This window comes from Endozoicomonas sp. ALC020 (assembly GCF_049275935.1).
Lineage (GTDB): Bacteria > Pseudomonadota > Gammaproteobacteria > Pseudomonadales > Endozoicomonadaceae > Endozoicomonas_A.
In genome coordinates, this window is record NZ_CP184830.1 from 2334544 (window position 1) to 2358920 (window position 24377).

The 24377-nt window shown below is 45.9% G+C and carries 27 protein-coding genes and 3 pseudogenes; 10 read left to right on the top strand and 20 right to left on the bottom strand.

Features of this window, described 5'->3' with window-relative positions:
* Window positions 1-4: 4 nt before the first annotated feature.
* The 5 genes from ACOJUO_RS08155 (at window position 5) to hisF (ending at window position 3484) form a co-directional block, all read left to right on the top strand.
* Complete coding sequence (locus tag ACOJUO_RS08155; protein ID WP_422139487.1) at window positions 5-748, top strand: hypothetical protein; 744 nt, start codon at window positions 5-7, stop codon at window positions 746-748.
* A 146-nt stretch (window positions 749-894) separates the two neighbouring features.
* A complete protein-coding gene (gene hisB / locus ACOJUO_RS08160) occupies window positions 895-1488 on the top strand; it encodes an imidazoleglycerol-phosphate dehydratase HisB (protein WP_422136241.1) in 594 nt (197 codons plus the stop codon).
* 113 nt (window positions 1489-1601) lie between these two features.
* Window positions 1602-2246, top strand: a complete 645-nt coding sequence (hisH, locus tag ACOJUO_RS08165) for an imidazole glycerol phosphate synthase subunit HisH (protein WP_422136242.1) — start codon at window positions 1602-1604, stop codon at window positions 2244-2246.
* Window positions 2247-2312: 66 nt separating this feature from the next.
* On the top strand, window positions 2313-2669 hold the full coding sequence (locus ACOJUO_RS08170; protein ID WP_422136243.1) for a DUF4870 domain-containing protein: 357 nt from the start codon (window positions 2313-2315) through the stop codon (window positions 2667-2669).
* A 41-nt stretch (window positions 2670-2710) separates the two neighbouring features.
* Window positions 2711-3484 (top strand): imidazole glycerol phosphate synthase subunit HisF, encoded by a 774-nt coding sequence (gene hisF / locus ACOJUO_RS08175; protein WP_422139488.1) that lies wholly within the window; start codon window positions 2711-2713, stop codon window positions 3482-3484.
* Between the two features lie 50 nt (window positions 3485-3534).
* On the opposite strand, the gene ACOJUO_RS08180 is transcribed toward hisF, so the two are convergent.
* Genes ACOJUO_RS08180 through ACOJUO_RS08200 form a run of 5 tightly spaced genes read right to left on the bottom strand, consistent with a single transcriptional unit; the run spans window position 3535 to window position 9688 of the window.
* On the bottom strand, window positions 3535-4575 hold the full coding sequence (locus ACOJUO_RS08180; protein ID WP_422139489.1) for a hypothetical protein: 1041 nt from the start codon (window positions 4573-4575) through the stop codon (window positions 3535-3537).
* A 17-nt stretch (window positions 4576-4592) separates the two neighbouring features.
* Window positions 4593-5747: an RNA-binding domain-containing protein gene (locus ACOJUO_RS08185; protein WP_422139490.1), complete on the bottom strand. Its 1155-nt coding sequence runs from the start codon at window positions 5745-5747 to the stop codon at window positions 4593-4595.
* Complete coding sequence (locus tag ACOJUO_RS08190) at window positions 5726-7627, bottom strand: TrlF family AAA-like ATPase (RefSeq protein WP_422139491.1); 1902 nt, start codon at window positions 7625-7627, stop codon at window positions 5726-5728. The genes ACOJUO_RS08185 and ACOJUO_RS08190 overlap by 22 nt, the downstream gene beginning before the upstream one ends.
* A complete protein-coding gene (locus ACOJUO_RS08195; RefSeq protein ID WP_422139492.1) occupies window positions 7533-8351 on the bottom strand; it encodes a PHP domain-containing protein in 819 nt (272 codons plus the stop codon). Before ACOJUO_RS08195 ends, ACOJUO_RS08190 begins: the two co-directional genes overlap by 95 nt.
* A 59-nt stretch (window positions 8352-8410) precedes the next feature.
* Entirely contained in the window at window positions 8411-9688 is a 1278-nt protein-coding gene (locus tag ACOJUO_RS08200; RefSeq protein ID WP_422136248.1) for an AhpA/YtjB family protein, read from the bottom strand.
* 317 nt (window positions 9689-10005) lie between these two features.
* On the opposite strand from ACOJUO_RS08200, the gene ACOJUO_RS08205 reads away from it, so the two are divergent.
* Window positions 10006-11567, top strand: a protein-coding gene (locus ACOJUO_RS08205; protein WP_422138110.1) for an IS3 family transposase whose coding sequence is annotated in 2 segments (ribosomal slippage) — window positions 10006-10468 and window positions 10468-11567 — 1563 coding nt in all. Because the reading frame shifts where the segments join, the coding sequence is not laid out codon by codon here.
* On the opposite strand, the pseudogene rhuM reads toward ACOJUO_RS08205, so the two are convergent.
* From rhuM to ACOJUO_RS08235, 6 genes and pseudogenes are all read right to left on the bottom strand, one after another.
* Window positions 11556-11876, bottom strand: a pseudogene (gene rhuM / locus ACOJUO_RS08210) (RhuM family protein); the annotation flags it as partial. The gene ACOJUO_RS08205 and the pseudogene rhuM overlap by 12 nt on opposite strands.
* A gap of 72 nt (window positions 11877-11948) precedes the next feature.
* Entirely contained in the window at window positions 11949-12074 is a 126-nt protein-coding gene (locus ACOJUO_RS08215) for a hypothetical protein (RefSeq protein WP_422136249.1), read from the bottom strand.
* A 129-nt stretch (window positions 12075-12203) separates the two neighbouring features.
* On the bottom strand, window positions 12204-12338 hold the full coding sequence (locus ACOJUO_RS08220; protein ID WP_422139493.1) for a hypothetical protein: 135 nt from the start codon (window positions 12336-12338) through the stop codon (window positions 12204-12206).
* Window positions 12337-12447 (bottom strand): annotated as a pseudogene (locus tag ACOJUO_RS08225) (cell filamentation protein Fic); the annotation flags it as partial. The gene ACOJUO_RS08220 and the pseudogene ACOJUO_RS08225, both read right to left, overlap by 2 nt.
* A gap of 100 nt (window positions 12448-12547) precedes the next feature.
* A complete protein-coding gene (locus ACOJUO_RS08230) occupies window positions 12548-13471 on the bottom strand; it encodes a virulence RhuM family protein (protein ID WP_422139494.1) in 924 nt (307 codons plus the stop codon).
* 61 nt (window positions 13472-13532) lie between these two features.
* A pseudogene (locus ACOJUO_RS08235) lies at window positions 13533-13691 on the bottom strand (N-6 DNA methylase); the annotation flags it as partial.
* Window positions 13692-14194: 503 nt separating this feature from the next.
* On the opposite strand from ACOJUO_RS08235, the gene ACOJUO_RS08240 reads away from it, so the two are divergent.
* Entirely contained in the window at window positions 14195-14911 is a 717-nt protein-coding gene (locus ACOJUO_RS08240; protein WP_422139495.1) for a hypothetical protein, read from the top strand.
* 372 nt (window positions 14912-15283) lie between these two features.
* On the opposite strand, the gene ACOJUO_RS08245 is transcribed toward ACOJUO_RS08240, so the two are convergent.
* Window positions 15284-15484 (bottom strand): hypothetical protein, encoded by a 201-nt coding sequence (locus tag ACOJUO_RS08245; RefSeq protein ID WP_422139496.1) that lies wholly within the window; start codon window positions 15482-15484, stop codon window positions 15284-15286.
* A 266-nt stretch (window positions 15485-15750) separates the two neighbouring features.
* On the opposite strand from ACOJUO_RS08245, the gene ACOJUO_RS08250 reads away from it, so the two are divergent.
* Together ACOJUO_RS08250 and ACOJUO_RS08255 are read left to right on the top strand one after the other, a co-directional pair.
* Window positions 15751-16479, top strand: coding sequence for a hypothetical protein (locus ACOJUO_RS08250; RefSeq protein ID WP_422139497.1), 729 nt, complete (start codon window positions 15751-15753; stop codon window positions 16477-16479).
* Window positions 16480-17024: 545 nt separating this feature from the next.
* Window positions 17025-17726: a hypothetical protein gene (locus ACOJUO_RS08255; protein WP_422139498.1), complete on the top strand. Its 702-nt coding sequence runs from the start codon at window positions 17025-17027 to the stop codon at window positions 17724-17726.
* Window positions 17727-17827: 101 nt separating this feature from the next.
* Here the strand turns inward: ACOJUO_RS08255 and ACOJUO_RS08260 are convergent, their stop codons facing one another.
* Window positions 17828-19144 carry a hypothetical protein gene (locus ACOJUO_RS08260; RefSeq protein ID WP_422136257.1) on the bottom strand — a complete coding sequence of 439 codons (1317 nt, stop codon included), beginning with the start codon at window positions 19142-19144 and terminating at the stop codon, window positions 17828-17830.
* A 421-nt stretch (window positions 19145-19565) separates the two neighbouring features.
* On the opposite strand from ACOJUO_RS08260, the gene serB reads away from it, so the two are divergent.
* On the top strand, window positions 19566-20792 hold the full coding sequence (gene serB, locus ACOJUO_RS08265; protein WP_422139499.1) for a phosphoserine phosphatase SerB: 1227 nt from the start codon (window positions 19566-19568) through the stop codon (window positions 20790-20792).
* A 40-nt stretch (window positions 20793-20832) separates the two neighbouring features.
* Here the strand turns inward: serB and ACOJUO_RS08270 are convergent, their stop codons facing one another.
* The 7 genes from ACOJUO_RS08270 to ACOJUO_RS08300 all read right to left on the bottom strand — a co-directional run bounded on the left by ACOJUO_RS08270 (window position 20833) and on the right by ACOJUO_RS08300 (window position 23927).
* On the bottom strand, window positions 20833-21261 hold the full coding sequence (locus ACOJUO_RS08270; protein WP_422136259.1) for a hypothetical protein: 429 nt from the start codon (window positions 21259-21261) through the stop codon (window positions 20833-20835).
* A complete protein-coding gene (locus ACOJUO_RS08275) occupies window positions 21248-21433 on the bottom strand; it encodes a hypothetical protein (RefSeq protein ID WP_422136260.1) in 186 nt (61 codons plus the stop codon). Before ACOJUO_RS08275 ends, ACOJUO_RS08270 begins: the two co-directional genes overlap by 14 nt.
* Before the next feature lie 38 nt (window positions 21434-21471).
* The gene (locus tag ACOJUO_RS08280) at window positions 21472-21954 is read right to left on the bottom strand and encodes a nucleotidyl transferase AbiEii/AbiGii toxin family protein (RefSeq protein ID WP_422136261.1); all 483 of its coding nucleotides are present in this window, start codon (window positions 21952-21954) and stop codon (window positions 21472-21474) included.
* A 40-nt stretch (window positions 21955-21994) separates the two neighbouring features.
* Window positions 21995-22300 (bottom strand): hypothetical protein, encoded by a 306-nt coding sequence (locus ACOJUO_RS08285; protein WP_422139500.1) that lies wholly within the window; start codon window positions 22298-22300, stop codon window positions 21995-21997.
* Window positions 22301-22368: 68 nt separating this feature from the next.
* A complete protein-coding gene (locus tag ACOJUO_RS08290; protein ID WP_422139501.1) occupies window positions 22369-23355 on the bottom strand; it encodes a hypothetical protein in 987 nt (328 codons plus the stop codon).
* A 52-nt stretch (window positions 23356-23407) separates the two neighbouring features.
* On the bottom strand, window positions 23408-23626 hold the full coding sequence (locus tag ACOJUO_RS08295; RefSeq protein WP_422139502.1) for a hypothetical protein: 219 nt from the start codon (window positions 23624-23626) through the stop codon (window positions 23408-23410).
* Window positions 23619-23927 carry a hypothetical protein gene (locus ACOJUO_RS08300; RefSeq protein WP_422139503.1) on the bottom strand — a complete coding sequence of 103 codons (309 nt, stop codon included), beginning with the start codon at window positions 23925-23927 and terminating at the stop codon, window positions 23619-23621. The genes ACOJUO_RS08295 and ACOJUO_RS08300 overlap by 8 nt, the downstream gene beginning before the upstream one ends.
* Between the last annotated feature and the right edge of the window lie 450 nt (window positions 23928-24377).

Below are 24377 nucleotides of genomic sequence, written 5' to 3' on the forward strand. Positions count from 1 at the left end.
GGTTATGGAGACAATGGACGCTTTTGGGATAATGTCAGTCAAACGATGGCTGGCAACAATGTTCTGCCTGGCTTTGCCCGTCTCTTCATGGGCTTTGGACCTGGCGTGTTTCCCGAGGGTTGATACCACTCAAAAGCAATACCTTGTTGCTTCAGACATGCTGATGCTGGAAGCAGCCAGGGAGAAGAAGCTCAACAAAGACAAGGCTGAGTTCCCTGTCTGGGTCAGCGGTTATCAGCGGGGCTGGTTTGCCAGAGTCGTTGAAAAATCACCGACAAAGACCGTTCCGGGTGTTACCCCAAAAGAAGGGAAGTTATTCAATGGCTTGTTGTTGGCATCATCCGGTCATCAGATCAGCAGCCTGGATCGCAATGAAACTCTGAACTGCAGAACCCTCATCAGTGTCAGACAACTCAAGACAATGGCTGGTGGCCAGCTACCCGGGAAGGGGCAAATCTGGATCTATGTCCTCAAGCCCGGGAGTATGAAGAGAACGGCTGGCAAATACCCAATCCAGCAGTCGGATGTCGATAATTTCCTTACCGGGTGTGTGGAACAGTCCAGGGCATTTTCACTGCCTCAGTTTGCTGAACAATGTGTGGATTTTACTGTAGGCTGGTCGCAGAACTGGGCCAATGACCGTGAAAGGCCTTCCGGTGGCAGGCTGGTACAGAACAAACGAAAGGAGATAGACAGATTGCTTGAGAGGCTGGAAGCAGAACTTTTCGAAAAAGTACGAGATGAATAGCTCGCCTGCTTGATAGCTGCTCCGTATAATGGCCGGATTGAGGTCCGGGAGTCAGCAAGCATTCAGGTTTGAATGGTCTTTATTTGAGTCTGGTAGTAATAACAGGTCAGACTCTATGTACAGAATAGATATAATTGGAGATTATCATGGCTGAGCGCAAGGCCAGTGTTGAAAGAAATACGCTGGAAACCCAGATCAGGGTTGATATCAATCTGGATGGCAGTGGCAAAGGCCAGTTCGACACTGGTGTGCCATTTCTTGATCATATGATGGACCAGATTGCCCGTCATGGCATGATGGATCTGGATATCAAGGCTGTGGGTGACAACGAAATCGATGACCACCATACCGTAGAAGATATCGGTATTACCCTGGGGCAGGCGTTCACCAAAGCCATTGGTGACAAGAAAGGTCTGACCCGATACGGGCACTCCTATGTACCGCTGGACGAGGCGCTTTCCAGAGTCGTCATCGATTTTTCCGGACGTCCCGGCCTTGAGTTTAATGTCGATTTTACCCGGGCCATGATTGGCAAGTTTGATGTCGACCTGTTCTACGAGTTCTTCCAGGGCTTTGTTAATCATGCCAATGTGACGTTGCACATTGATAACCTGCGCGGTCGCAATGCTCACCATCAGATAGAAACGGTCTTCAAGGCCTTCGGCCGGGCATTGAGAATGGCCTTGGAACTGGATCCTCGTATGGCTGGCCAGATGCCATCCACCAAAGGATCGCTGTAATCAGCCATGAGCAAAAAACAGCCATGAGCGAAAAAAAGCTTTGAGTCCACTTCAAACAGACAGGGTGATGCAGTCGGTATGTTTTTCATTAAGCTGTCAGGTGAGTTAAAAAAATGAAGACAGTTGCAGTCATCGATTATGGGATGGGTAACCTTCACTCTGCCAGTAAAGCTCTGGAACACGTGGCCAGCAGCGATACCCGTGTCAAGGTGACTTCTGACCCGAACATTATTCAGCAGGCCGATCATGTGGTGCTTCCCGGTGTCGGTGCTATCCGTGATTGTATGGCAGAAATTCGTGCCAAAGGCGTAGATGATGTGGTGCGGGAAGTGGTCGAAAGCCAGCGCCCGCTTCTGGGTATTTGCGTTGGTATGCAAGTCATGTTGAATCACAGCGAAGAGAATGGTGGCGTTGATTGTCTGGGTCTGATGCCCGGGCAAGTAAAATTTTTTGGCAAGGGGCTGGTGGATGAGGCCGGTGAAAAACTGAAAGTTCCTCACATGGGCTGGAGCCCGGTTCAGCAACATCGTGACCACCCTTTGTGGAAAGGCATCGAAGATAATGCCCGCTTCTATTTTGTCCACAGCTATCATGCTCATGCAAATGACGATGGGATGGCTGTTGGTCGTTGTCACTACAGCGTTGATTTTGATGTGGCTTTAGCACGGGACAATATCTTTGCGGTGCAGTTTCACCCTGAGAAAAGTGCTGACAGCGGCTTGAAACTGCTTGAGAACTTTTTGAACTGGAATCCTTAGAGGGGGCTCGACACTTAAAATACGTTCGAGCTTAAAAAAATGGACATAGACGCTTTGCAACCATTTATGAAAAAGCCCGATTCCAATGAGAAGAATTGGGCTGTTTTCTCCCATATTCTGACCTTGTTTGGCTGTGTCCTGCCAGGCACGAACCTGTTGATCCCTTTTCTGATCTGGTATCAGAAAAAAGATCAGTCTATGTTTATTGCCCATCATGCCAAAGAGTCTCTGAATTTCCAGATCACGGTGACTCTGGTGATTGCCATCTGGGGATTACTGAATGCTGTTCTGATCGGGCTGCTCTTTCTTCCCCTGATTCCGTTTGCGGTGGTTTTTGCCCTGATTTTTGTGATCCGGGCCAGCATGAAAGCCAGTCGGGGAGATGAGTACCGATATCCGGTATGCCTACGTCTGGTCAACTGAGTCTTTAATCGGTTTATTGCAAAAAATAGAGAGGCCGCTCAATGGGCTTAGCGAAAAGAATTATTCCCTGTCTGGATGTTGACAATGGCAGAGTAGTGAAAGGCGTCCAGTTTCTTGATATCCGTGATGCCGGTGACCCCGTTGAAGTGGCTCGCCGCTATAACGAAGAGGGTGCAGATGAGATCACCTTTCTGGATATTACCGCCAGCCATGAAGACCGCGACACCATGGTTCATACCGTTGAGCGTATGGCCAGCGAAGTGTTTATCCCTCTGACGGTAGGCGGCGGCATTCGCAAGGTGGAAGATATTCGTACCATGCTCAATGCCGGTGCCGACAAAGTCAGTATTAATACGGCTGCTGTCTTTAATCCTGAATTTGTTCAGGAAGCTGCCGATCGTTTTGGCTCCCAATGTATTGTTGTTGCCATCGATGCCAAGAAGGTCAGCCTGTCAGGTGAGCCTGAACGCTGGGAGATCTTTACCCATGGCGGCCGAAAACCAACCGGACTGGATGCGATTGAGTGGGCCAGGAAAATGGAACAGTTGGGAGCTGGCGAAATTCTTCTGACCAGTATGGATCAGGATGGAGTAAAGAACGGTTACGACATTGGCGTAACCCGAGCCATATCCAATGCTCTGGACATTCCTGTTATTGCCTCGGGTGGTGCCGGAAATCTGGATCATCTGGTTGAAGCTGTGAAGGAAGGTAAGGCAGATGCTGTTCTGGCTGCGAGTATTTTTCACTTTGCTGAATACTCTATTCCCCAGGCCAAAGCTTACATGGCCAGGCATGGCATTGAGATGAGAGTCTGAAATAGTAAGAAGGAAAGAAATTAAACTTTTTCCTTCCCGCATTTTTAGAGTCAGTACAGCATCACTTTTCCAAAAATGATCATTACAGCGACCAGCAGCACGACTGACGTTTGTTCTGCTTTTGTCGCAGAATCATGGGCTTCTGTGCTGACCACTGTTGACTCATCAGCACCCATTTTTATCTCGAAATGGGCCGAGTTGTACTGACCGTCTGGTAATACACTGGGCAGTGAATAGGCCCGATTAGTCAGAATTTTGTAAACATCAGGGTCACCTGATTGTACTTTAGCTCTGGTGTTTAATGTCCATTCATTTTGGATTTTTTCCAATCGACCGGGAAACTCTTGACCGCCGAGCATCGAAGTCAGTGCAAAATAAGTATATTCAGTGATCATGCAACTGTAGTTACAGCTTTCATCCTCATAAGTGAACCAGGCGTGTTTAGGGTAACTGTCCGGGATTGTATCAAACCGACCACCACGAGCTTTGTCCATGGCATCGGCAATCAATGAACCGTGTCGCTCGCCAAACACTTCAGGATAAATTTTGCTGTAGCCAAGATGGGTGATCAAATGCAGTACTTCTTCGAGGGCGCCATCAAATACACCTCTGTCCGCGCCATTTGGGTGTGTTTCGCTTGCTTTCAGGTCTTGCAGATTGGGTAGTTTCTTTTTATTTCCGACTTTATCCCTTACAGGCTGTAGTTCGGAATCGTCAGCTATCATTGCCAAAGTGGCTTTTTGTGCAACTAACATATCTACCACTTGCTGATTGTCGATAAGGCCATCGTCATTGTTATCGAGGTATTCAGCCAGGATTTTCGCAGCATGAAGCAGCTTTTCATCGGGTACTTTTTCTGTGCCCCGAACTTTAATACCAAACACAGTCGTGTATTTTGGAAACACCATAGCCAGAGTTTGTTGGTTTTCAGATATAGGAGTTGGAGCAAGCGTTGTCGTCTGCGTCGTGTTTTGTGAGTAATTGCCGCTGCCGTAGGCGTATAAACTCAAACTAATAGCTATGGCTATGGCTATGGCTATGGCTATCGCTATCGCTATCGCTGTTTTAACTATGGCTAGATTGGACTTCATGATCTCTCCGTAAGTATTCAGCACCCTTTACGAAAAATAATTACCTTGAAGATATTTGAGTCTCGATCATCAATAAAATCTATATCTGGGTAGGCTTTGATTGCTCGCTTGATGCCACTACCAAGACCTCGGTATGGCAGCAATCTGGGGGCAAATGATGCAAGGACGGGGTTGCGAACATTAGAGTTGCCCATTTTTATGTTCTCTACCGTCAGGTTATTCGGCAGATGTCCTGGGCTTATAATTTCAATGCGGTCAGTAAATACCAATAATTTTACAGGCGCTGAGATATAGTAGTCTCTGTGTATTAACGCATTGGCGATGAGTTCTTCAAGAACAATACGTGGTATTTCAGGCTCACCAATGGAGTTAAACCCTTGATCTTTTTGAATGTGCTTGATGTTCGACAGCACAAACCCCAGAGACTGCTGAAAAATATCGGTTAGTTTGCCCTTAACATCCTGACTATCAATATATTGAGTGTCCTCAATATTTTTTCCAGGGAAGGCAACCGCTTTGACAATGAAAACAGGCAGTCGAACTTGTGGGCGAGTGGAAAACAGTAATGTACCTGCAATATTCAGCAAGTCATCTTTTGCAAGATTCATGTTTTCTAATAACTGTGAACGAGAAATGTGCTGTTTATCTGCAGACTCTCCGTATTCTCGTTCAAAGAAAGTATCAAAAAATTCTTCATCAATCTCAGTTGTAAAAGAGTTTTGCACCGATGATTCATCAGCATGTACCAACCCTGCTTCCTGAAACATCCGCTGAAGCTCCTCGCGGGCTGTGACTCTTCTCTTATCAGAACCATTTTTTACCCAAATGTAACCATTTGAGTCCATGTAGGGTTTGACTAAACCGGCCGCTACAATTAATACCAATACCCTTCCACCAGGAAGGGAAAAGTTTTGGGTAATTGGGTTGATTGCTGGCTTTACGTTGTTTGTTGCCGCATTGGCAATATCTTGATTTATTTTTCGTAACTGAGCATCAGAGAGCCCTGTTATTGTGCCATCATCATTGACGCCAATAATAATATGACCGCCCTTTGAGTTGCTAAAAGCGGCCATTTCTAATGCCAACGAATTAACGTTGTTTATAGTTGCTTTAAACTGGTGTCTGGAATCTTCACCATTGGCAATAATGCCTAAGAGTTCTGCGGTTTCCATGCTTCGTATACCTGTTTACGTTTCTCAAAGGTTTCTGTTCCACCTTCCATGACGCTAACAATTCGTTGCTGTATGTTGCAGCAGTCAATACTTCCGCTATTGGGCTGGACTTTATCATCGAGGTATTCGCAGGCAATGACCAGTTCGGCGTCCCCCAATACGGGTATGTTTGCGTTGTGAGTTGCAAAGATAAACTGAGTTTTTGGTTTTAACTCCTGTATTAACTTGATGACATCATCATAGATAGTTTGGTTATCGAGATCGTCTTCTGGCTGATCTATGATAACAACGTCGTTTTCTCGCTGGCTTAGAACAAAGAGCATGAGCGCAGAAGCCCTCTGACCTAAAGAGTGGTGAGCCAAAGGCTTATTGTGATATTCAATGGTGTAAGTATTAGGCACCTGCCAGGTAAGTAAGCTATCTAATTTATCTTCAAAGTACTGCCAGAACCTATCAAACGAGCCACCCAGAATGGATTTCAGTTTATCTTTTTCGCGCCACATAGCGCCAAAATCCTTAAACTCATCAACAACGCTTTGCAGCGTTATCTCATGAATACGACTCCCACGGAACAAGCCCTGAATGTGCTCAAGCATGGCGGCTTTATTGGCTTTGAAATCGGATCGAATTTTCAAAGGTGAGTCAACAAGGTTGATCTTATCGAGGATCTGTTTGATGGCACGATATTCCTCTGACCATAATTTATCCAGGCCGTCCAGCTTCTTCCCAAGAGTTTCACCAAGATCGCTGTATTGTTGCTCACTCTTGGCTAACACTTGGAGCATTTGCTCTGCCTGATCCAGCAAGGATTTTAGTTTTTTAAACTCCTGTGGACTAATGGCCTGTGCACCAGCTTGCTTGAGTTCTCCCGCAAGCTTTCGTTCTATTTCTGCAAACTCTTCTTTCAGAGATAGTTTTTGCTGACTAAAGCCGGAAAGTTTTTCTCGTAATTGTTGCAACGTAGCCTGACTATCGGTAACTACCTGCTTTATGCCATCAAAGCCAGTTAACAGGTTTTGATAGCTAGTAAAAAAGTCATCAAAAAACGGTTGGTTCTGTGGTGACTTATACAGAGTCTGATTTTTAAGCTCATCTTCAAAGTCGGCTATAAAACGGTTCAATTCAGATAAGTAATTATCAGCACCAACAATAACTTGTTGTGCTTTTCGTTCATCACGGTCAAAATCAATCTGTTTTTGTAGTTTGGTTTCCACACCGTGCTGCTGATAAAATTTCAGTTGAAACTGAGCATCTTGTTGTTTTTGTGTCCACTCCTGTTTTTGAGATACCGCCCGGTCAAGCCTCTTGATCTGGTGAATCGCATCCTGCACATTGTGTTGGCCCTGTTTGATTTTTTCACGCAAGGGTACGAGAGCATCACCTACCAGTTTTTCTATTAGATCTTTTTCAAATCCTGCTCCTGTACTGGAAAGATCTTTTTGACCAAAATAGATAGGCTGATGAAGGACGGTTTCCCGGATAGAAACTCCCGGTTGTAATTGCCCGTTGACAAAAACATCGGGTCTTTCGCCTAAAATTCTGCGAATTTGATAAGGCTGTCCGCGGCGGTCGATGGCATCAATGGTGATTTTTCCACCACTATGCAACAGGTGCTTAACCAGTCCTTCCTTGTAATCAATATCGGATGCTTTTGCTCCAAAGGAAATGTTCAGCGCATAACGAATTCCTTCAAGAATGGATGACTTCCCACTACCTCGAATGCCTATCAAAGTATTCAGTTCAGGAGAAAGAAATATCTCTGTACCACCCAAGGTGCCAGCACCTTCAAAGCTGACTTTCCGGATATATGAGTGAGTGTATCCTGGTTGCACAGGGCGAACCCTGGCTTCCTTGTCCCAGAGGGCACTTGACTGCTTCAAAACTAAAAGCCCCCAGCTTTAAAAAACAGGACTCTTTTCTGGCGGACATATCCGCCAACTGCTTAGCATCACTTCCTTCGACTTCCGCTGGATAGAGCTTACCCAATGCTTGCTTCATCTTATCTCGAGTATCGCGGGACCGAACCTTCTGGAAAGCCAGGGCTCTGTGCTGAACAGCAGTAGTATCAAATAATTCTTTAACACGCCCGGGTGATAGTCCACCCCACAAACCATTGGGTGCTTCGACATGAGCAAAAACCAAAAAATAGTCTTTTTGGAATTTATCCAATTCCCGAACAGTGTCTACCAAGTCATGGTTAGAGCGAGCATTTTCATCTTCAAAGTTGGCAATACCCGCAAACGTCAGGCTTAAGAAACTTTGTATATGGTTAGTTTGCTCCTTGTTGTTAAACCACTCATCAGAAAATACGACCAGAGTATGTACACCTGATTGCCCATCTTTGACTGACAGCTCAATACCCGGCAATAAACCAATGCCGGACTTTTTGGCTTTTTTGCGCAGAGCTTTGAATTCATTCAGATCAAATTTGTTGTGGTTGGTAATGACTCCAAGACCAATGTCTGCAACCAGCAGGGCTTCTATATATTGATTAAGATAATCATTATCTTCACCCTTATAGCTGAATTCTTTATCTGCGCGTGTGTGCAGATGAAAATCGGCCTTTAACCATTGACTGCCATTTTGAAATCGTTTTAGAGTCATTGACCACCCTCCTGAGTAGATTCTAAACAGCTATGAGCGAAGAAAACAGTAGGCGTTGACTATCGCTCCAGCTCCCGGCTGATGGAATAAGCCTCCTGCGCAATGGCTTGCTGCTGTTCTGCAGGTAAACCGGTGACCTCCACAATATCTTCGCCCTGTTCACTGAGTTTTATTTCGGGCTCTCCGGCTGGCAGCCAGTTGAGCTGATCACGAAACATGTGAATACCTTCCGAGTCAGGAAGACTCGCCAGCATCAACGCATGACTGGCGGCATTGTCGGATTGTGAGGGATGCTCGCTACCGGGGAAATCACAGATACCGTCACTGATACAGATACCCAATCCCATCTCCAGCGAAGCGATGTTCTGCTCGCCAACCACCCTGTTAAGACTTTGTATTAACAGGGCACAACTCAGGGCATCCATGGCAAAAGAAGCACTTTCCAGACTGGAAAAGTGAATATACCCGGTGCCATCTGGTGTGTAACTTAACTCGCCCTGGTAATGTTGAGTGGCACACCTGAGCGCTTCGCTCTGAGTCTCAATAATGTTCATCAGATCGTGGGGGGCCAGCAGTTGCCGCAATCGGGACAGGTTTTTATTGCGGACACTGATAATGGCCGAGATTTCCTCTTTTTCCTCTTCCTCGGGTTCCGGCTCAATGGAGTCCATCAGTTTTTCAGTCAGTTGTTTTTCCACAAAACCAGAGAGTCGAAGTACTTCATTTCTAAAGGAGACCGGATTGGCCGGGGATTGCAGAATAGAATGCAACTGCCTTTCAATAAGCTTAAGTCGGGAAGTGATATTGGAGGCGAAAAAGGAGAGCAACAACAATCCACTGATCAGGAGAATGATGCTGATCGTAATGATCAGTGTCAGAGCATCGCCGGAATTTCGGGTCAGTAACTCACTGTCCAGTTGCAGGCGGACATAGCCTGCAATTACGTCCTGATAGTGTATCGGTGACGAATAAGTTTCACCCTTCTCACCGACCTCATCGCTCTCTGAAGAGGCTATTTCACGATTATCAATGCTGTATATGGCGGCCTTGGCCACGTAAGGGTTTTGCACCAGCTGTCCCAGCAATACGTTGAGACTGAGCCTGTCTCCTGTGACCAGCATATCGGTGGCCGCACTGGCTGTCTGGGCACTCAGCAGGCTTCCGATGGAGTCAGCCTGATGACGGCTGGCAGACTCCAGCTCGCTGCTGACCAGAAAGCCGGTAGACAGAGTCAGGGCTGTGAAAAGCACGCCAAACAGCAACAATAGTTGTTGGCGAAGGGACAGAGCTTCTGATTGTCTGGCAAACAGGGTGATGATTTTTTTCGGCAATGACAAGGCCGAACCTCCTAAGGTGTTATGTCAGGCGCTTCCATTGAACTGTTCTGCCAGAGTGCCGATCACGCGGAGCTTTGTGCATTGAAGTACGCATTGGGTGCCAATAGGCACGATTCTAACAGAGAATGTGGTTAAAACCTGACTTTCAAACACGCACGTTTGTTTAAATAAGGTCATTAGTGCCCATCAGCGGTTGGTCGGCATCGGCTTTTAAAGCGATGACTTCCGCTGCCGTATGACCCCTCTGTGTCAGAATAGATGTCGCCTCTTTTGATTCATGACTCTCAATAACTGAGAGCATTTAGAAAGAGGCTGTTATGGCTCGCTATTCCAAAGAAATGAAAGAGTCCATTATCCAGAAGATGATGCCGCCAAATAATGTTTCCGTGGCTCAGCTGAAAAGAGAAACCGGCATTACTGATGCGACCCTGTATACTTGGCGCAAACAGGCAAAAGCGCAAGGTGTAGTCGTGCCCGGTGATGGTAAGAATCCTCAGCAGTGGAGTGCTGAAAACAAGTTCGCGGTTCTGATGGAAACCGCCAACATGAACACAACAGAGCTATCCGAATACTGTCGTAAGAAGGGTCTCTACTATGAAGACCTGCAGCAGTGGAAAGCTGATTTTATCGCAGGCAGCACAAAGCCTGCTGAATCCCGTCAGGTACAGGCCGCTGCCAGACGAGATGACAAGAAGCGCATCCAGAAACTGGAAAAAGAACTCAAACGCAAAGACAAAGCACTTGCTGAAACCGCAGCACTGTTGGTTCTAACAAAAAAGGCAAACGCGATCTGGGGGGAGCGCGAGGACGATTGATTCCTCTCCCTGATCGCAAGGAAGCCGTTGCTTTAATCCAGGAAGCTGTTTCACAGGGTGCACGTAAAGTGAAAGCCTGTGCTGCGCTCAACCTGTCGATACGCACGGTTCAGCGCTGGCAAAAAGATGTAGAACAGGTGCGGGAAGATCAGCGTCAATACGCAGACCGGCCAATGCCTGCCAACCAACTAACCAAGAGTGAGCAAAACGAGATTCTGAAAGTCTGTAACAGCGAGCGATTCAAAAGTAAGTCGCCATGCCAGATTGTACCGACACTGGCCGACGAAGGTGTTTATATAGCTTCTGAGTCAAGCTTTTATCGAGTGCTGAAGGCCCATAATCAACAGCATCACCGCGGTCGCAGTCAGAAGCCCGCAAAGCGGAAGCCAACATCGCATCGGGCTACGGCACCGAATCAGCTCTGGTCGTGGGATATAACATTCTTGGGGTCGCCCATCAGGGGTAAATATTATTATCTCTATTTGGTTCTGGACGTCTATAGCCGCATGATTGTGACCTGGGAAGTTCATGAAAGGGAGTCCTCTGATCTGGCTGCTCAGATGATCCGCAAAGCCTTCATGCAGAATAAAATCAGCCTTCAGGAGCAACCACTGGTTCTGCACTCCGATAATGGCAGCCCAATGAAAGGGGCGACCATGCTGAGTACTCTTCAGCAGCTGGGTGTACAGACATCGTTCAGCAGGCCACGCGTGAGTAACGATAACTCATACTCAGAGTCAGGCTTCAGAACCATGAAATACCGTCCTGGGTATCCGAATCACTTCTCCAGTCTGGAGTCAGCCAGAGAGTGGGTGTATGGGTTCGTAAACTGGTACAACATGGAGCATAAGCACAGTGGCATCAAGTTCCAGACCCCCTACGACAGACACACAGGGAAGGCTCAGAAAAAGGTTCTGAATCGTGAAAGAGTTTACCGTAAAGCAAAAGAGCAACACCCTGAGCGTTGGGGAAGCCGTGAAACCAGAAACTGGCAATTACCGGTAGAGGTGTGGCTTAACCCTGAGCGATCAGAGAATCAGCAGCATTGTGATTTAGCTGCATAAGTTGAGGCGACATCTACCTTGAAAGTTACCGTGACCGGTAATAGCAAAATGAAATTTGTCTTGCACATGGGCATAAAACAAACGAGTGGTGTCTGATTTGGGATGATAGTCGATACTGCACTCGGCAAAGATATCGGTAATCTGCTGGTAAATACGCCGCTCACTGGCATGGATGGAACGCACCCGCTCCAGCAGCTCTTTAAAGTAATCCTTACCAAAATACCGGCCATTTTTTAAACGTTCATCATCCATGGCAAAGTCCTTGATGATGTATTCCTTGATTAAGGCTATCGCCCAAATGCGGAACTGTGTGGCTTGGGTTAGCCTACGGAAATGACGGCATCCAGGTTGTAGTACTCGAGCTTGCGTTTTACCTCCCGCTTACCCTCCCTGTTGAACTGTTTCCAAAATGGAAATAGTTGCTTTTTGATCCAATTCGCCACTGGAGTAGATATTCTCCAGATGCCTGGAAATAGCTGGAACACCCACGCCAAACAGTTCAGCCATACGCTTCTGGGTTAGCCATAGGGTCTCATTGTTCAGCAGGACCTCTCTGCCTTTACATCTCCACCGGGAGCGGTATAAAGCAGGAATTTGGTGGTTTGGTCTTGCAGGCTCAGGTTTTTATGGCTCATGTCAGGCTGCCCTCTCTTCTGGCTTTGGGAAGCTTAGCAGCAGGTCACGGTAGTATTCGTACTGCTTTTGGCGCAGCTCAATTTCTCGAGGTAAGCCTTCGGTGATGGAGTGGGTCAGGGTGTCGAATTTATCCATTGATATCACCAGAATCCAAGAGCTGTTTGGCTTTTTGCTTGCTGAGCTTTTCTTCTGCTTTGGCCAGTTCTATTTGGTCGGTGATGTTTAATTTATTGGCCGGAATCATGGCTTGCCTCCATTTTTTTTGGGAGGCTTCTATTTTTTTTATCTCTTTGTCGAAGTCACTTTCAAACAGACGGTCTTGAACAATGCGGTACTTTTCAAATTCACTTTCTGCCCAGTCCTTTGCATACTGTTCCAGAGTTGTGCAGGATCTCACGGTCATCGAATTCGAGGAACTGGTCCAGTCTTTTGGCCCAGTCCTCCATGGTCATGGGCATTTTTCTCAGGGCACGTGCTTCCGCCAGTTCAAGGTAGGCGTTGACGATTCGGCTCAATCCATCCATCTCCTCTTTACTAAGATAGTTTTTCGCAACAGAGACATCAGTTTTCAGGACTTTGCCATCGGGTGAGTTTTTCCAGCTGGTTAACCCCATATTTGCTTTTTCGCTATTTGCGCGTTCTTTGATCAGTTCAGCTGCAGTGTGGCCATGAATTGCGTAATGAAGTTTATTCTGAACCTTTGAAAAAAATTCTCGGGTGATAGGAGCATCCTTGTTGTAATCGATGCTGGTCGAGTAAATATCAGTTATTTTCTGATAAAATCTGCGTTCGCTGAGGCGGATCTCGCGGATTTCTTCCAGCAGTCTCTCAAAGTAGTCTTCCCCGAGAAAGGAGCCATTTTCCATACGCTCTTTATCGATGACATAACCCCTGATGGCAAAGTCTCTCAGGGCTTGGGTAGCCCATTGGCGAAACTGAGTAGCACGCACAGAGTTCACCCGATAGCCCACAGAAATGATCGTGTCCAGATTGTAGTGCTTGGTATTATACTTTTTGCCATCTGTGGCAGTTATCCGGAAATTCCGGATAACTGAATTTTCTTGTAATTCGCCCATTTGGAAGATATTTTTCAAATGTTCATTCACTGTTCGCACATCAACCCCAAAGAGTTGCGCGATGAGTTTTTGTGACAGCCAGATGGTTTCATCTTCATAACGAGCTTCAATGCTCTGCGTTTCGGACTGGGCTGTAAAAATCAGAAACTCCGCAGTGGAGTTGCGGACGAATTTTTTGTTGTCTTTTCTCATGCCTTAACCTCTGTACCTTCTAACTCAGCCACAATGGCATCAATCTCCGAGCGTAGTTGATTTATTTTGCCAACCGTGTTTTCAGCTCAGCATTCACCTGGGTAATATCAACCTTCTCCCGGGTATCCCTGGCTTCCACATAACTGCTGACCGACAGGTTGTAGTCATTGTCAGCGATCGTCTCAAGGCTGACCGACTTTGCGACATGCTCCACATCGTCTTGCTGTCGAAGAACGCCATAATCTGCTGGATATGTTGATCCGTCAGCACATTGTTATTGGTCTCTTTTTTAAAATCACAGCCAACTACTGAGCCACGAACGTCGTTGGACACTGGTCATTGAGGCACTCCTGAAAATAAGGTTCTTCTGACAGCACGCTACCGCTCAGAGATTTGGCTACTGCAATCAGCAACAGGCGGAGCATGGGTCTCGATAGCTCTGTCAGTAAAAAAGAGTTCAGTTTATCACTTTCGCTGAAAAGCCTCGCCCAGAAGTGGGCCGGGAGCGTCAAAATACTACAAAATGACAAGCAACAGTCTGAAAAGTGGGCTGATTTACCGTAAATATAAAATCACCGAACAGATCAGCCCTTATTCACAGCTTTGTTAATTGCAATGACTTCAATGTTATGAACCTTCGTTCTAAAACCAACTCTAAACTATTGAATCAATTTTAAATGTTCTTGCTAAGTGAGAACGAAACTAACTAAAGAGGTATTAAATATGAATAACGTCGATAAGAATTCCGGAATTGTTGGTTTATTTTCGCAAAAGCCTAAGGAAGAAATACCAAAGGGTGTCAGCTTCGGCAGAACCACAATGGCAGCTGACAAAGTTGATTCTTCATTGAGCCATGTTGTAAACGGAAGTGGCACCGATCACTCAAGCCAGAGGTTGGAAACTATTGCCAGCACCAGCACGTCACTTGGACAGAGAGTAGTGTCTAACCAGACGAACACCGAAATAGACGCAGCAAAAACAAAAGCTCAGGAGAATGTGTCGGCAATCATAGATCACTTCGATGGTATGAAAGAAAGACTAATTGCCAAGGATAAATATTGTAGAAATACAGCTCATAACCCAGATATCCAAGTATTTGAGAATGTAATCCAATTACTTGGGCATCTTGAACCTGGTAATATTTCAGAATTTGCAGAATGCTGTGATTCCACATGCTTTGTTAAATTCGGTGATCATTCTTTTTGTACTACTGATTTTAATTTTTATTATGGGTCTGAGGTATTATTCTCTTTACACCATAATGTTTTCATGCCTTGTGGTAAAGGTTATTCTTTAAAGAAGGGAGCTGAAGTTATTGAAACCAGCGCCTTATTTGATGAACTCTATTTTGCTCCTGGTGCTCCTGGTGCTCCTGGTGCTCCTGGTGCTCCTGGTTATCAAGCTGCAAAAAGTGAGTTTGAGAGACTTCAGAGCAGCTGATTTTATCGGCTTGTCCGTTCGCTAATAACCTGACGAAAAAGCAGCTTATAGTGAGCTATATTTTGCCATTCTGTTTGAAATGGCTCGCACAGTACTTAAAGCTGGACAGGGTGAGCGGACATTTGCCGGGTATAATTGATGACCCCGCACCAACAGCTGAAAACAGCCTGCTGGGAGCTGGTCATTGAGGCATTTCTGAAAATGATCTTCTTCTAACAATACGCTGTCGCTCAGAGATTTGGCTATTGCAATCAGCAATAGGCGGAGCAAGGATCTCGATGGCTCTGCCAGTAAAAGAGGGGCAGTCTACTTACTACCTTTGCCGAAAGCCTCGCCCAATCGAGGGTGTCGCAAAACTTCAACAGCTCGTTCTCACGCTCTGAAGTCGTCATTCCCGCGAAGGCGGGAATCCAGCGCCAATGGTGGATCTCTGCCTTCTCGGGGATGACAAGGCCAGGGGGACACCGGGCAGTATGGTTCTGGTGGAGAGTCAGTGTGGATTCCCGCCTTCGCGGGAATGACGAGAATGAAGCCGGGAATGACGAGAATGAAGCTTGCAATGACGGGAATCAACGCGTTCCCACGCCGGAGAGAGTTTTGCGACACCCTCAGAAGAGGGCTGGGAGACTCAAAATACTACAAAATGACAAGGAACTACCTGTAAAGTCGCCTTACCGTAAATATAAAATCATCGAATAGATCAGGTCTTATTCGCAGGTTATTCAATTGCAATGACTTCAATGTCATGAACTTTTGTGCCAAAACCAACTCTAAACTATTGAATCAATCTCAAATGTTCTTACTAAGTGGGAATGAAGCTAACTAAAGAGGTATTAAATATGAATAAAGCAGATAATAATTCCGGAATTGTTGGTTTATTTTCACTAAAGCCTAAGGAGGAAACACCAAAGGGTGTCAGCTTCGGCAGAACCACAATGGCAGCTGACAAAATTGATTTTTCATTGAGCCATGTTGTAAACGGAAGTGACACCGATCACTCAAGCCAGAGGTTGGAAACTATTGCCAGCACCAGCATGTCACTTGGACAGAGAGTAGTGTCTAACCAGACGAACACCGAAATAGACGCAGCAAAAAAAAGACCCCAGATGGCTGTGTCAAAAATTATAAATCACTTAGATGATTTTAAAACAAAAATAATTGCCGAGGATGAATATTGTAGAAATACAGCCCATACTCGGGATATCCAAGTATTAGAGAATATCATCCAATTACTTCAGCATCTTGAACCTTGCAAGATTTCAGTAGTTGTAAGATTTAATGTTGGGGCAGGTTCTGTTAAAATCGGTGATGATTTTTTTAGTACTGTTGATTTTAATGTTTATTATAGGGGTCAGATGTTATTCTCTTTATTGCAGAATACTGTCAGTCCTGGTGATACACGTAATCCTGTGAAGCTGGGAGCTAGAGTTGTTGAAACCAGCGCCTTATTTGATGAACTCTATTTTGCTCCTGGTGGCCCCGGTTATCAAGCTGCAAAATGTGAATTTGAGGTATTGCAGATCAAATCGTTACTTGATGGTCTTAAAGGTTTACCTGTCCACGAATAACCTGAGCGAAAAGGCAGTTTATAGTGAGCTACAGCTTACTCGTTTTGTTTGATATGGTTTGCACAGTACTCAAAGTTGAATAGGGTGAGTAAATCAAAGACAGCTGCGGGGTAAAATCAATGACCCTGCAATAACAGCTAAAACAGTTTGTTGGGGCTCTGGTCATTGAGGCATTCCTGAAAATGATGTTCTTCTAACAATACGCTGCCACTCAGAGATTTGGCTATTGCAATCAGCAATAGGCGGAGCAAGGATCTCGATAGCTCTGTCAGTAAAAAAGGGACAGTCTACCTTCGCCGAAAGCCTCGCCCGGAAGAGGTCTGGGAGCGCCAAAATACTACAAAATGACAAGTAACTGTCTGAAAGTGGCCTGACTTACCGTAAATATAAAATCATCGAATAGATCATGCCTTATTCGCAGGTTTGTTAATTGCACTGACTTCAATGTTATGAACCTTTGTTCCAAAATTAACTCAAAACTATTAAGTCATTTTTTTAATGCTCTTGCTAAGTGAGAACGAAGCTAGCTAAAAAAGGTAGTAAATATGAATAATGTAGATAACAATTCCGGCATTGTTGGTTTATTTTCGCTAAAGCCTAAGAAGGAAACACCAGAGGGTGTCAGTTTTGGCAGAACTACAACGGTAGCTGATAATCTTGATTCTTCATTGAGTCATGCTGTAAACAGGATTGATCCCGATCACTCATGTCAGAGGTTGGGAGCCGTTGCCAGCACCAGCACGTCACTTGAACAGAGAGTAGTGTCTAACCAGACAAGCAGTGAAATAGACGCAACAAACAAAAAAGCTCAGGAAACTTTGTCAAGAATCATAATGCGCTTGGATTCAGTTAAAAAAAGTCTAATTGCCATCGATAAACTTTTTGAAAAGACAGATTCTAGCCAGTATATTCAAGTATTTGAGAAGGTCATCCAATTACTCGGGTATCTTGAACCTTGCAATATTTCAGAAGTTATGGAACATAAATCCGGTGATGGTTTTAGTGCTATTTATAAGCACTTTTATTATGGGGATGAGGTGTTATTCTCTCTATTCCATAATAGTGCTATTAAAAGTGCACTCGAATGTGGTCATATGAATGGGTTACCAGCTATTCAAACCAGCGTCAAATTTGAAGAACTCCTTTTTGCTCCTGGCGGCCCCGTCTATCAAGCTGCAAAATGTGAATTTGAGGTATTACAGATCAAATCGTTACTTGATGGTCTTAAAGGCTTGTCTGTTGGCTAATAACCTGACGAAAATACAGCTTATAGTGAAAAGGTTTACTTATAGAGACTTACCTGGCGGCATAGTTTGAGATCAGAAACTCATAGGTATCACCAAACAGGTCAATTGGGTTTGCCACCATATTTTTTTTCATACCATCTTTCAAAATCACTGTTCTCGCTTGAGCTTGAGCTCGAGCTTGAGGTTTCATCTTCATCTGACTCTTCTATGCCTGCTCTTTCTTCGGCATGTCGCATATGACGCATTGCAAGACATGATGCTGTTAGTATGCCTGCCAGTAGCAATTCATCATCTTGATGAAACCGTGAAAATATTTCTTCCCTTGTAACCGCCGGTCCAAGAGATTGTTCCAGGATAGAATTGATTCTTTCATCTGTATTTTCCGGGAATAGTATTCTAATCAATCTGGCAATCGCACAACCCAGTGCTGTCACTGCGTTTTGAGACCCTGGCAACGCTGCCGAAGCGCTCCCGGTCGCACCATCAATAGTTTGGGACGCATTGTCTATTTCTCTTTGCTTTCTGGATACCAAATAATGATAAAGACTTTCCAGCTTCAGCGATTGATGCTGGTCTTCCACCCAGAATCTTTCATTAAATTCTTCTTTATCAAGAAAGTCTTCAGAAAAATCTGTCATTAGAAGAGAATGAAGCATTTCTATTGTTTTCAATTTCTCCACCAGGAACCTCAGCAGAATCATAGTGTCATTAACGTTTTCAGTATCTGCGTAGTTTTCATAATTCATAAAGGCCGTCACTTCTACAAAAGTTGGTGTTATCGGATAATCCAGAAAGTTAGAGAGTATTGATTTGTCGTCGTTTATTCCCAGAAGTCCATGACTTGTTGACAAGGGAGAGTTTCCCTTGCTGCCAAGACCTGCAAGAGAAAAAATAGCCTGATCTGGAGTCAGGCTGCCTGAATATTGTTCTCGCTGACTGCTCTTTCGATAATCGCTGCTTTGTAAAAAAACACTCGTCGGCAAGCCGTTTAAACCAGTTGGCAATGTTTTTGCCTTTATAGTGATGCCCGAAAAAAACTGTCCTGTTTTTTCAGTCTGAATTGAAGCATCAACAGGCACAAAAGCAGCCTTCTTCTTCTCTAACAGAGCCTGCAAATCAATGTGGATCAGATGACCTGAACGATCAGTCACAACCAGAGACTGGCCACCATCTGCCCGAAGTCTGATGGTATCTTTTTCGTTAATGTCTGAAATCAGCAGTACTGAGCCTTTTTGGGAATCAAAAAACGGAGTAAAACCATGGATGGATAAAATTATATCGCCCACAACAATAATGGAACCATCGCCCAGCACTATAGATAATGGCTCAGGCGAAGGGGTTGGGGGAGAATCTCCTTTAACTGTTCCTACTGCAATCAAAGTAAAAAATAACAATGTTTGCCGTAAGCTGTTTCGCATTGAAAAAACCCACTTAGCAGAAAATAAATTGGAAACACCTAATGCTTGAACGGTGCCGACTATTGATCACTCCGACCTGCAATGCTACACAAACCCTGATTGTCGTATGTTGAGTGGGGATATTGATGCAGAGCAGGTAAATACCCATTGCCTTTGATGGATTACTGCAACAAACCGACAGTGTAGCTTGTTTTCCAATTCCCAGATTTTTCTGACTCATAAAGTGTTTTATTTGAGCTGTCCATGACGTGATTCCCCCTTTTAACCAGATCAGAATATAGGACAAAAAGCGTCAGGGCTCCTCACTGCCTGACGGCAATGAGCTCTATGAGTTACAATGCATTGTCTAACCACCATGAGCGATAGAACAAGGCTGGTTACCACCGTTTTTCATTCAAAACGATAAGAAGTCAGGTGAACTGTGAGAGAGATTCTGCTGATCAACGTGACAGGGCAAGACAAGCCCGGTCTGATGTCCACAATAACGACCATCATGGCCACCTGTGCTCATCAGAACGGGGGGCTGGAAATGCTTGATACTCGCCAGTCGATTATCCGTGACACCCTGACCGTGGGGACTCTTTCATGGCAGATCATCCTTCGATTGCCAGAAGGTTTGGAAACCTTTCCCGTGGTGACAGATCTGCGTTTTCACTTTGATGAGCTTGAACTTCAGTTTAATTATCAGGCCCTTTCTGATGAAGACTATGAACAGTGGGTATCCGGTCAGGGCAACAATCGTTACATCCTGACCCTGCTTTCCAGAAATATAACGGCAGAACAAATCGCCGGTGTTGCCAATATCACGGCTGAACATGGGCTGAATATCGATCAGATTACCCGACTGTCTGGCCGTTGTCTGGAGTTCTCGGTCGGGGGTGTTTCTCCCGATCTGGATAAATTGAGAGCGGACTTTTTACACATCTCCCCGGAGATGGATATGGATGTGGCCTTTCAGGAAGACGACATCTATCGTCAAAATCGCAGACTGGCGGTGTTTGATATGGACTCTACCCTGATTGAAGCCGAGGTTATTGATCGGCTGGCTGAAGCGGCGGGTGTGGGTGACAGGGTGGCAGAAATCACTGAAAGGGCCATGCAGGGCGAACTGGATTTTAATGAGAGTTTCCGCGAGAGACTGGCCATGCTGAAAGGTCTGGATGAGTCGGTTCTGGCAGGCATAGCCGAAAAGCTTCCTATAACAGAAGGGGCTGAGAAGCTGTTTCAGAGCCTGAATGCCCTGGGCTATAAAACAGCCATTCTGTCTGGTGGTTTTACTTACTTTGCTCGCTTCCTTCAGGAGCGATTAGGGGTCGACTATATCTTTGCCAATGAACTGGAAATAGTTGATGGCAAAGTGACTGGTGCAGTCAAAGGTGAAATCGTCAATGGCGAGCGCAAGGCGACCTTGCTCCAACAGATCGCCCGGAGAGAGGGGGTTTCTCTGGAGCAAACCATTGCCGTAGGCGATGGAGCTAACGACCTGCCCATGCTGGGAGTGGCCGGGTTGGGTGTTGCGTTCAGGGCCAAGCCCCTGGTCAGACAGAGCGCCAGACAGTCTGTCTCAATATTGGGTCTGGATAGCATACTTTACCTGTTAGGCTTCGGTGACAAAGGCCTGCAAATGTTGAGTCAGGATAACAGCTAAGCGAGGTTCTGGCGTTCAATGATTAGAAGACAGTTTTTATTCATTCAAGTAATGAACCCTGCACTGTCTCACTGCACTGATCAGCCCTCTCACCGTCAATCAAAAGTTCCCCTTCCTGGTCACCCTGCCCATCCAGAACCCGGTAGAGCAGTGAATAAGCGACCCGCCACTGCCCTTCTGCCACCTTCAGGGTGACCGATTTAGTATTCAGACGGAGGACATGCCCAAAATGTTCCTCTCCCTGCTTATCTTTAAAACCCAGCAGATCTCCAACAGCAATGGCATGGCGACTCAGCCCTTGCCGGGTTTCATGATTAACACGGGCATCGGCTCCTTCAAGATTGAGCATGTAGTAAGGCACTGACCAGCGTTTACCATCGGTAAAATCCAGTACCAGTGCTCGCTTTTGCCTAAGCTGCAAGACTTCACAGTCACGAAGCGAATTGCTATTACGGTCAAAATAGCTCATTCTGTCCTATGGTCAGTGCCGCCTTGATCCGCCCTATGCGCTCTGACGACTCCAGCTCCAGGTCGATCATGGCGTTCAGCCGGAACAGATCGAAGGTGCTGGCTCGGTTCAGAGCCTCCAACAATTGAGCATAATCCATAGAGGGCTTGACTGGCGGGTTACTGTTATTCATTTGTTATCATTACTCCAGTAAAGAACATTCGACCATCATCACATTCTGAACTCGGGAGGTTCATCTTTACCATAAAGCTCTCCCTTCAATCCGCTAAACAGTTTGTTTAACGTCCCTGACAAATAGCCTGAAAATTTTTCCTTACCCAGTGTGCGTTCATAGACGTCAGAAGGTATAAATCGCTGCATTTCCGTTTTCAGACGACCATCGGATACCATTTCAGGGATATTCTGAATCAATTGATCCAGTCGTTGTTCAAAATAACCAAAGTCATCAAGCAGGTAATCGTTCACTTTCTTTTTCACCAGCTCAACATTCATTTCGGCACCCTGTTGCAGAAGCCAGGGCAGATCCCATATATCACGGTAGCGAATGTATTTTTGTGTCGCAGGCAATGCAATCAGCTTGTCTGCAAGCACTTCGTCAAGGGTTTTAGTGAATACCAAAGTGTCGCCATAGCCATCGGGTAGAAACGGATAATTCACTCTCAGTGGCAATGCTTTTTTGGTGTATGCAGGCACATTAGCGACTTCAATCTTGATTTTTTGCCGAGGAGTATCTTTACGGCCTGGAGAAGTTATTACTGAGATTTGCCATTTGTCGATGTTCATTTGTGCATAACGAGGCTCTGGCGCTGTCCAGAATATCGGCGACTGATCGGCGGGTGTGGGTAAATTCAAGAACCCCAAAAGGGGTTTTATACTCTCCCTTTCGCCCCGTAGTCATGATGGTCAGCCGATCCACTGGAATCTGGGAAATAGCACCATATTCCGATAGTGCGGATTCCAGACTGATGTAGTTGTAATCCCCCCTTCGCAAGGCTATGGCAATGGATTGAACATTTTTAAAGCAAACCGTACCTTTCAAAACCAATCAATGATAGCTGGGGCTCAAGGCAGTCTGTGATATCTAATTGATTAATAAGCAGCGGTCGTTTACCGGCGCCTTAACCCCTGCCAGTGGCTGGTTTTCTTGGCATAACGCTGTTTTAGCTCTGCCAGCTTCCGATCGTAGGTTGTTTGTCTGTCGAGCATTTTGGCCATGAGTTGAAGATCACCAAGCTCTGCAGACAATTCAGAATACACCGTAGAAGAACGCCTTTTCTCAAACAACTCTTCCACCCGGCGCCAGCAGGCATCTTCATTGGCGGCCACAGTTGCGGCCTTTTCCTGTTGTTGCCGCAGCTTCTGTTCCATAGCCTTTTCATGGGCCTTTTTCCGCAATTCCTCGGCGGAAGCCAGCAGTTGGCCAACCGTGACCGAACTGCTGGAGGGCACCTCCTGAGCCCGATCAACCAGTGCTTCCGGCTGAACACTGACATAATCCGGTTTGACCCGGGCCGACGCTACAACCCGCTGAGCATCGAGTTTCAGGAAGTCACACAACGCATTCTGGCTGGCAGAAAGATCATCAATGCCGGGTGAGATGGCGGGGGAAAGGGAATCTGGCTCCAGCCAGTCCATTTGAGATAACCAGGACAGATACAGTGAACGGTAGTCACCGTGCATCAGCTCATTGCGAATGTTCAACAGGCTGCCCATCCAGCCATCACCTTCATCCCAATCGTCGTCGTAGCCGTCTTCATTTTCATAAGCAAACTCAATGATCCAGTGACCAGCCACCCCAGTGTAACTGCTGGTATCATTCACCAGATAACGAAGCAGCAGCGACTCATCGATAAGATTTCGAGGCATCTTGATGGCAAAAACCTTGTAGCCAAAATTGGAAACATAAACATAAGCATCAAAAAATCTGCTCAGCAACTGCCTCGGGTCGGCTTTTAAATCACCGTAGTTATAAGTGTTACAAAACCGGGTAGACGATATCTGTGCCCGGCTGGAAATCCCCCGGAGATGGCCCATCTCCTCTTTGGACAACTGTCGGTCAACGGCTACCAACTCATAATACTGGTATTCAGTCATGCTTTTTATGCCTATTACACCTTCTTACGCCTGCGTACCTCATCAAGGCTGATCACATTATCTGGTAGAGCCAATGATGCCTCCTGCCCGTTAAGAGTAGTTGCTTTAGCAGGAAAAGGGTTTCTTCACTCTCCTTCAGTTGTTCCAACCCATAAAGTTCATAGGACTGGCTCAGCCACTGCTCAGCATCCGTAACATGTCCATTGACGCTTAGGTCGGTATTTCTGAAAAACCGGATGACCTTATCCCTATCCAGAAACTGGTCATACATGGTCTGAGCCTGGTCTTCTGTGGTAGCGCCACTCTACTATGGCCATATGGATAGACTCTCTGGCCCAGCGCTTGGTAAATCGCTCAGCAAACTCGTTTAAATCAGAAAACATCGGGTTAGAAAAAAGAATGGAATAGCGGCTGCGGGCTTCTACTGCAATAACATCCGTGTACTCCTTTCTATTCCGGTAGCCCTTAACCGCATGCACCTGCCAGGCAATGACATGATCGCCAGAAGCGATGGGCTGGGTGCCAATGCGCTTTCCGTCCGGACTGGGTAACCGATCCAGATCAGCCTTCATATTACTTGCAAAAGGCATTGGTAGCAGAAATTAATACTTCAAGCATTGACGGTATCTCTTGATTGTTCCCTTGCAGGTTGGCTTGTTGGCCGAATAGGGAAGATTTGAAACATCTGTGCTGGTGAGACTATATGGTGCGACTATTTCGAGGGCCATGCCAGACGTATTTGCGCTATGGCCTATGATTGTTATGGGGATACTCACACGCTATTGAGCCGTTTTGACCAGCTGCCCAACCCATTCAGCGAGCCATAATCCCTGCCAGTACAAAAAAATGCCATCTCGTAAAACAACCGAAAAAACCGAATCAGCTTTAGTTGTCGGTTTTTTCGAGTGCTATCTCTCCAATAACGTTAACATGCACTCTGCAACAAAAATCTGCTTATACCAGCCCAAAAGCGGTACAAGCTCAACCCAGCAAAGAAAGGGCAGCAGACCCTAAGCATGTGC

Excerpts from the sequence above, each read along its gene's own strand:
- ACOJUO_RS08170 (WP_422136243.1), top strand. The coding sequence starts at position 2,313 with ATGAAAAAGCCCGATTCCAATGAGAAGAATTGGGCTGTTTTCTCCCAT.
- hisF (WP_422139488.1), top strand. The coding sequence starts at position 2,711 with ATGGGCTTAGCGAAAAGAATTATTCCCTGTCTGGATGTTGACAATGGC.
- ACOJUO_RS08290 (WP_422139501.1), bottom strand. The coding sequence starts at position 23,355 with ATGACTGAATACCAGTATTATGAGTTGGTAGCCGTTGACCGACAGTTG.
- ACOJUO_RS08260 (WP_422136257.1), bottom strand. The coding sequence starts at position 19,144 with ATGCGAAACAGCTTACGGCAAACATTGTTATTTTTTACTTTGATTGCA.
- ACOJUO_RS08295 (WP_422139502.1), bottom strand. The coding sequence starts at position 23,626 with ATGTATGACCAGTTTCTGGATAGGGATAAGGTCATCCGGTTTTTCAGA.
- ACOJUO_RS08270 (WP_422136259.1), bottom strand. The coding sequence starts at position 21,261 with ATGAGCTATTTTGACCGTAATAGCAATTCGCTTCGTGACTGTGAAGTC.
- hisB (WP_422136241.1), top strand. The coding sequence starts at position 895 with ATGGCTGAGCGCAAGGCCAGTGTTGAAAGAAATACGCTGGAAACCCAG.
- ACOJUO_RS08155 (WP_422139487.1), top strand. The coding sequence starts at position 5 with ATGGAGACAATGGACGCTTTTGGGATAATGTCAGTCAAACGATGGCTG.
- ACOJUO_RS08220 (WP_422139493.1), bottom strand. The coding sequence starts at position 12,338 with ATGGATAAATTCGACACCCTGACCCACTCCATCACCGAAGGCTTACCT.
- ACOJUO_RS08180 (WP_422139489.1), bottom strand. The coding sequence starts at position 4,575 with ATGAAGTCCAATCTAGCCATAGTTAAAACAGCGATAGCGATAGCGATA.
- hisH (WP_422136242.1), top strand. The coding sequence starts at position 1,602 with ATGAAGACAGTTGCAGTCATCGATTATGGGATGGGTAACCTTCACTCT.
- ACOJUO_RS08250 (WP_422139497.1), top strand. The coding sequence starts at position 15,751 with ATGAATAAAGCAGATAATAATTCCGGAATTGTTGGTTTATTTTCACTA.
- ACOJUO_RS08195 (WP_422139492.1), bottom strand. The coding sequence starts at position 8,351 with ATGACTCTAAAACGATTTCAAAATGGCAGTCAATGGTTAAAGGCCGAT.
- ACOJUO_RS08185 (WP_422139490.1), bottom strand. The coding sequence starts at position 5,747 with ATGGAAACCGCAGAACTCTTAGGCATTATTGCCAATGGTGAAGATTCC.
- ACOJUO_RS08255 (WP_422139498.1), top strand. The coding sequence starts at position 17,025 with ATGAATAATGTAGATAACAATTCCGGCATTGTTGGTTTATTTTCGCTA.
- ACOJUO_RS08215 (WP_422136249.1), bottom strand. The coding sequence starts at position 12,074 with ATGGCTGAACTGTTTGGCGTGGGTGTTCCAGCTATTTCCAGGCATCTG.
- ACOJUO_RS08275 (WP_422136260.1), bottom strand. The coding sequence starts at position 21,433 with ATGAATAACAGTAACCCGCCAGTCAAGCCCTCTATGGATTATGCTCAA.
- ACOJUO_RS08240 (WP_422139495.1), top strand. The coding sequence starts at position 14,195 with ATGAATAACGTCGATAAGAATTCCGGAATTGTTGGTTTATTTTCGCAA.
- ACOJUO_RS08300 (WP_422139503.1), bottom strand. The coding sequence starts at position 23,927 with ATGAAGGCTGATCTGGATCGGTTACCCAGTCCGGACGGAAAGCGCATT.
- ACOJUO_RS08230 (WP_422139494.1), bottom strand. The coding sequence starts at position 13,471 with ATGAGAAAAGACAACAAAAAATTCGTCCGCAACTCCACTGCGGAGTTT.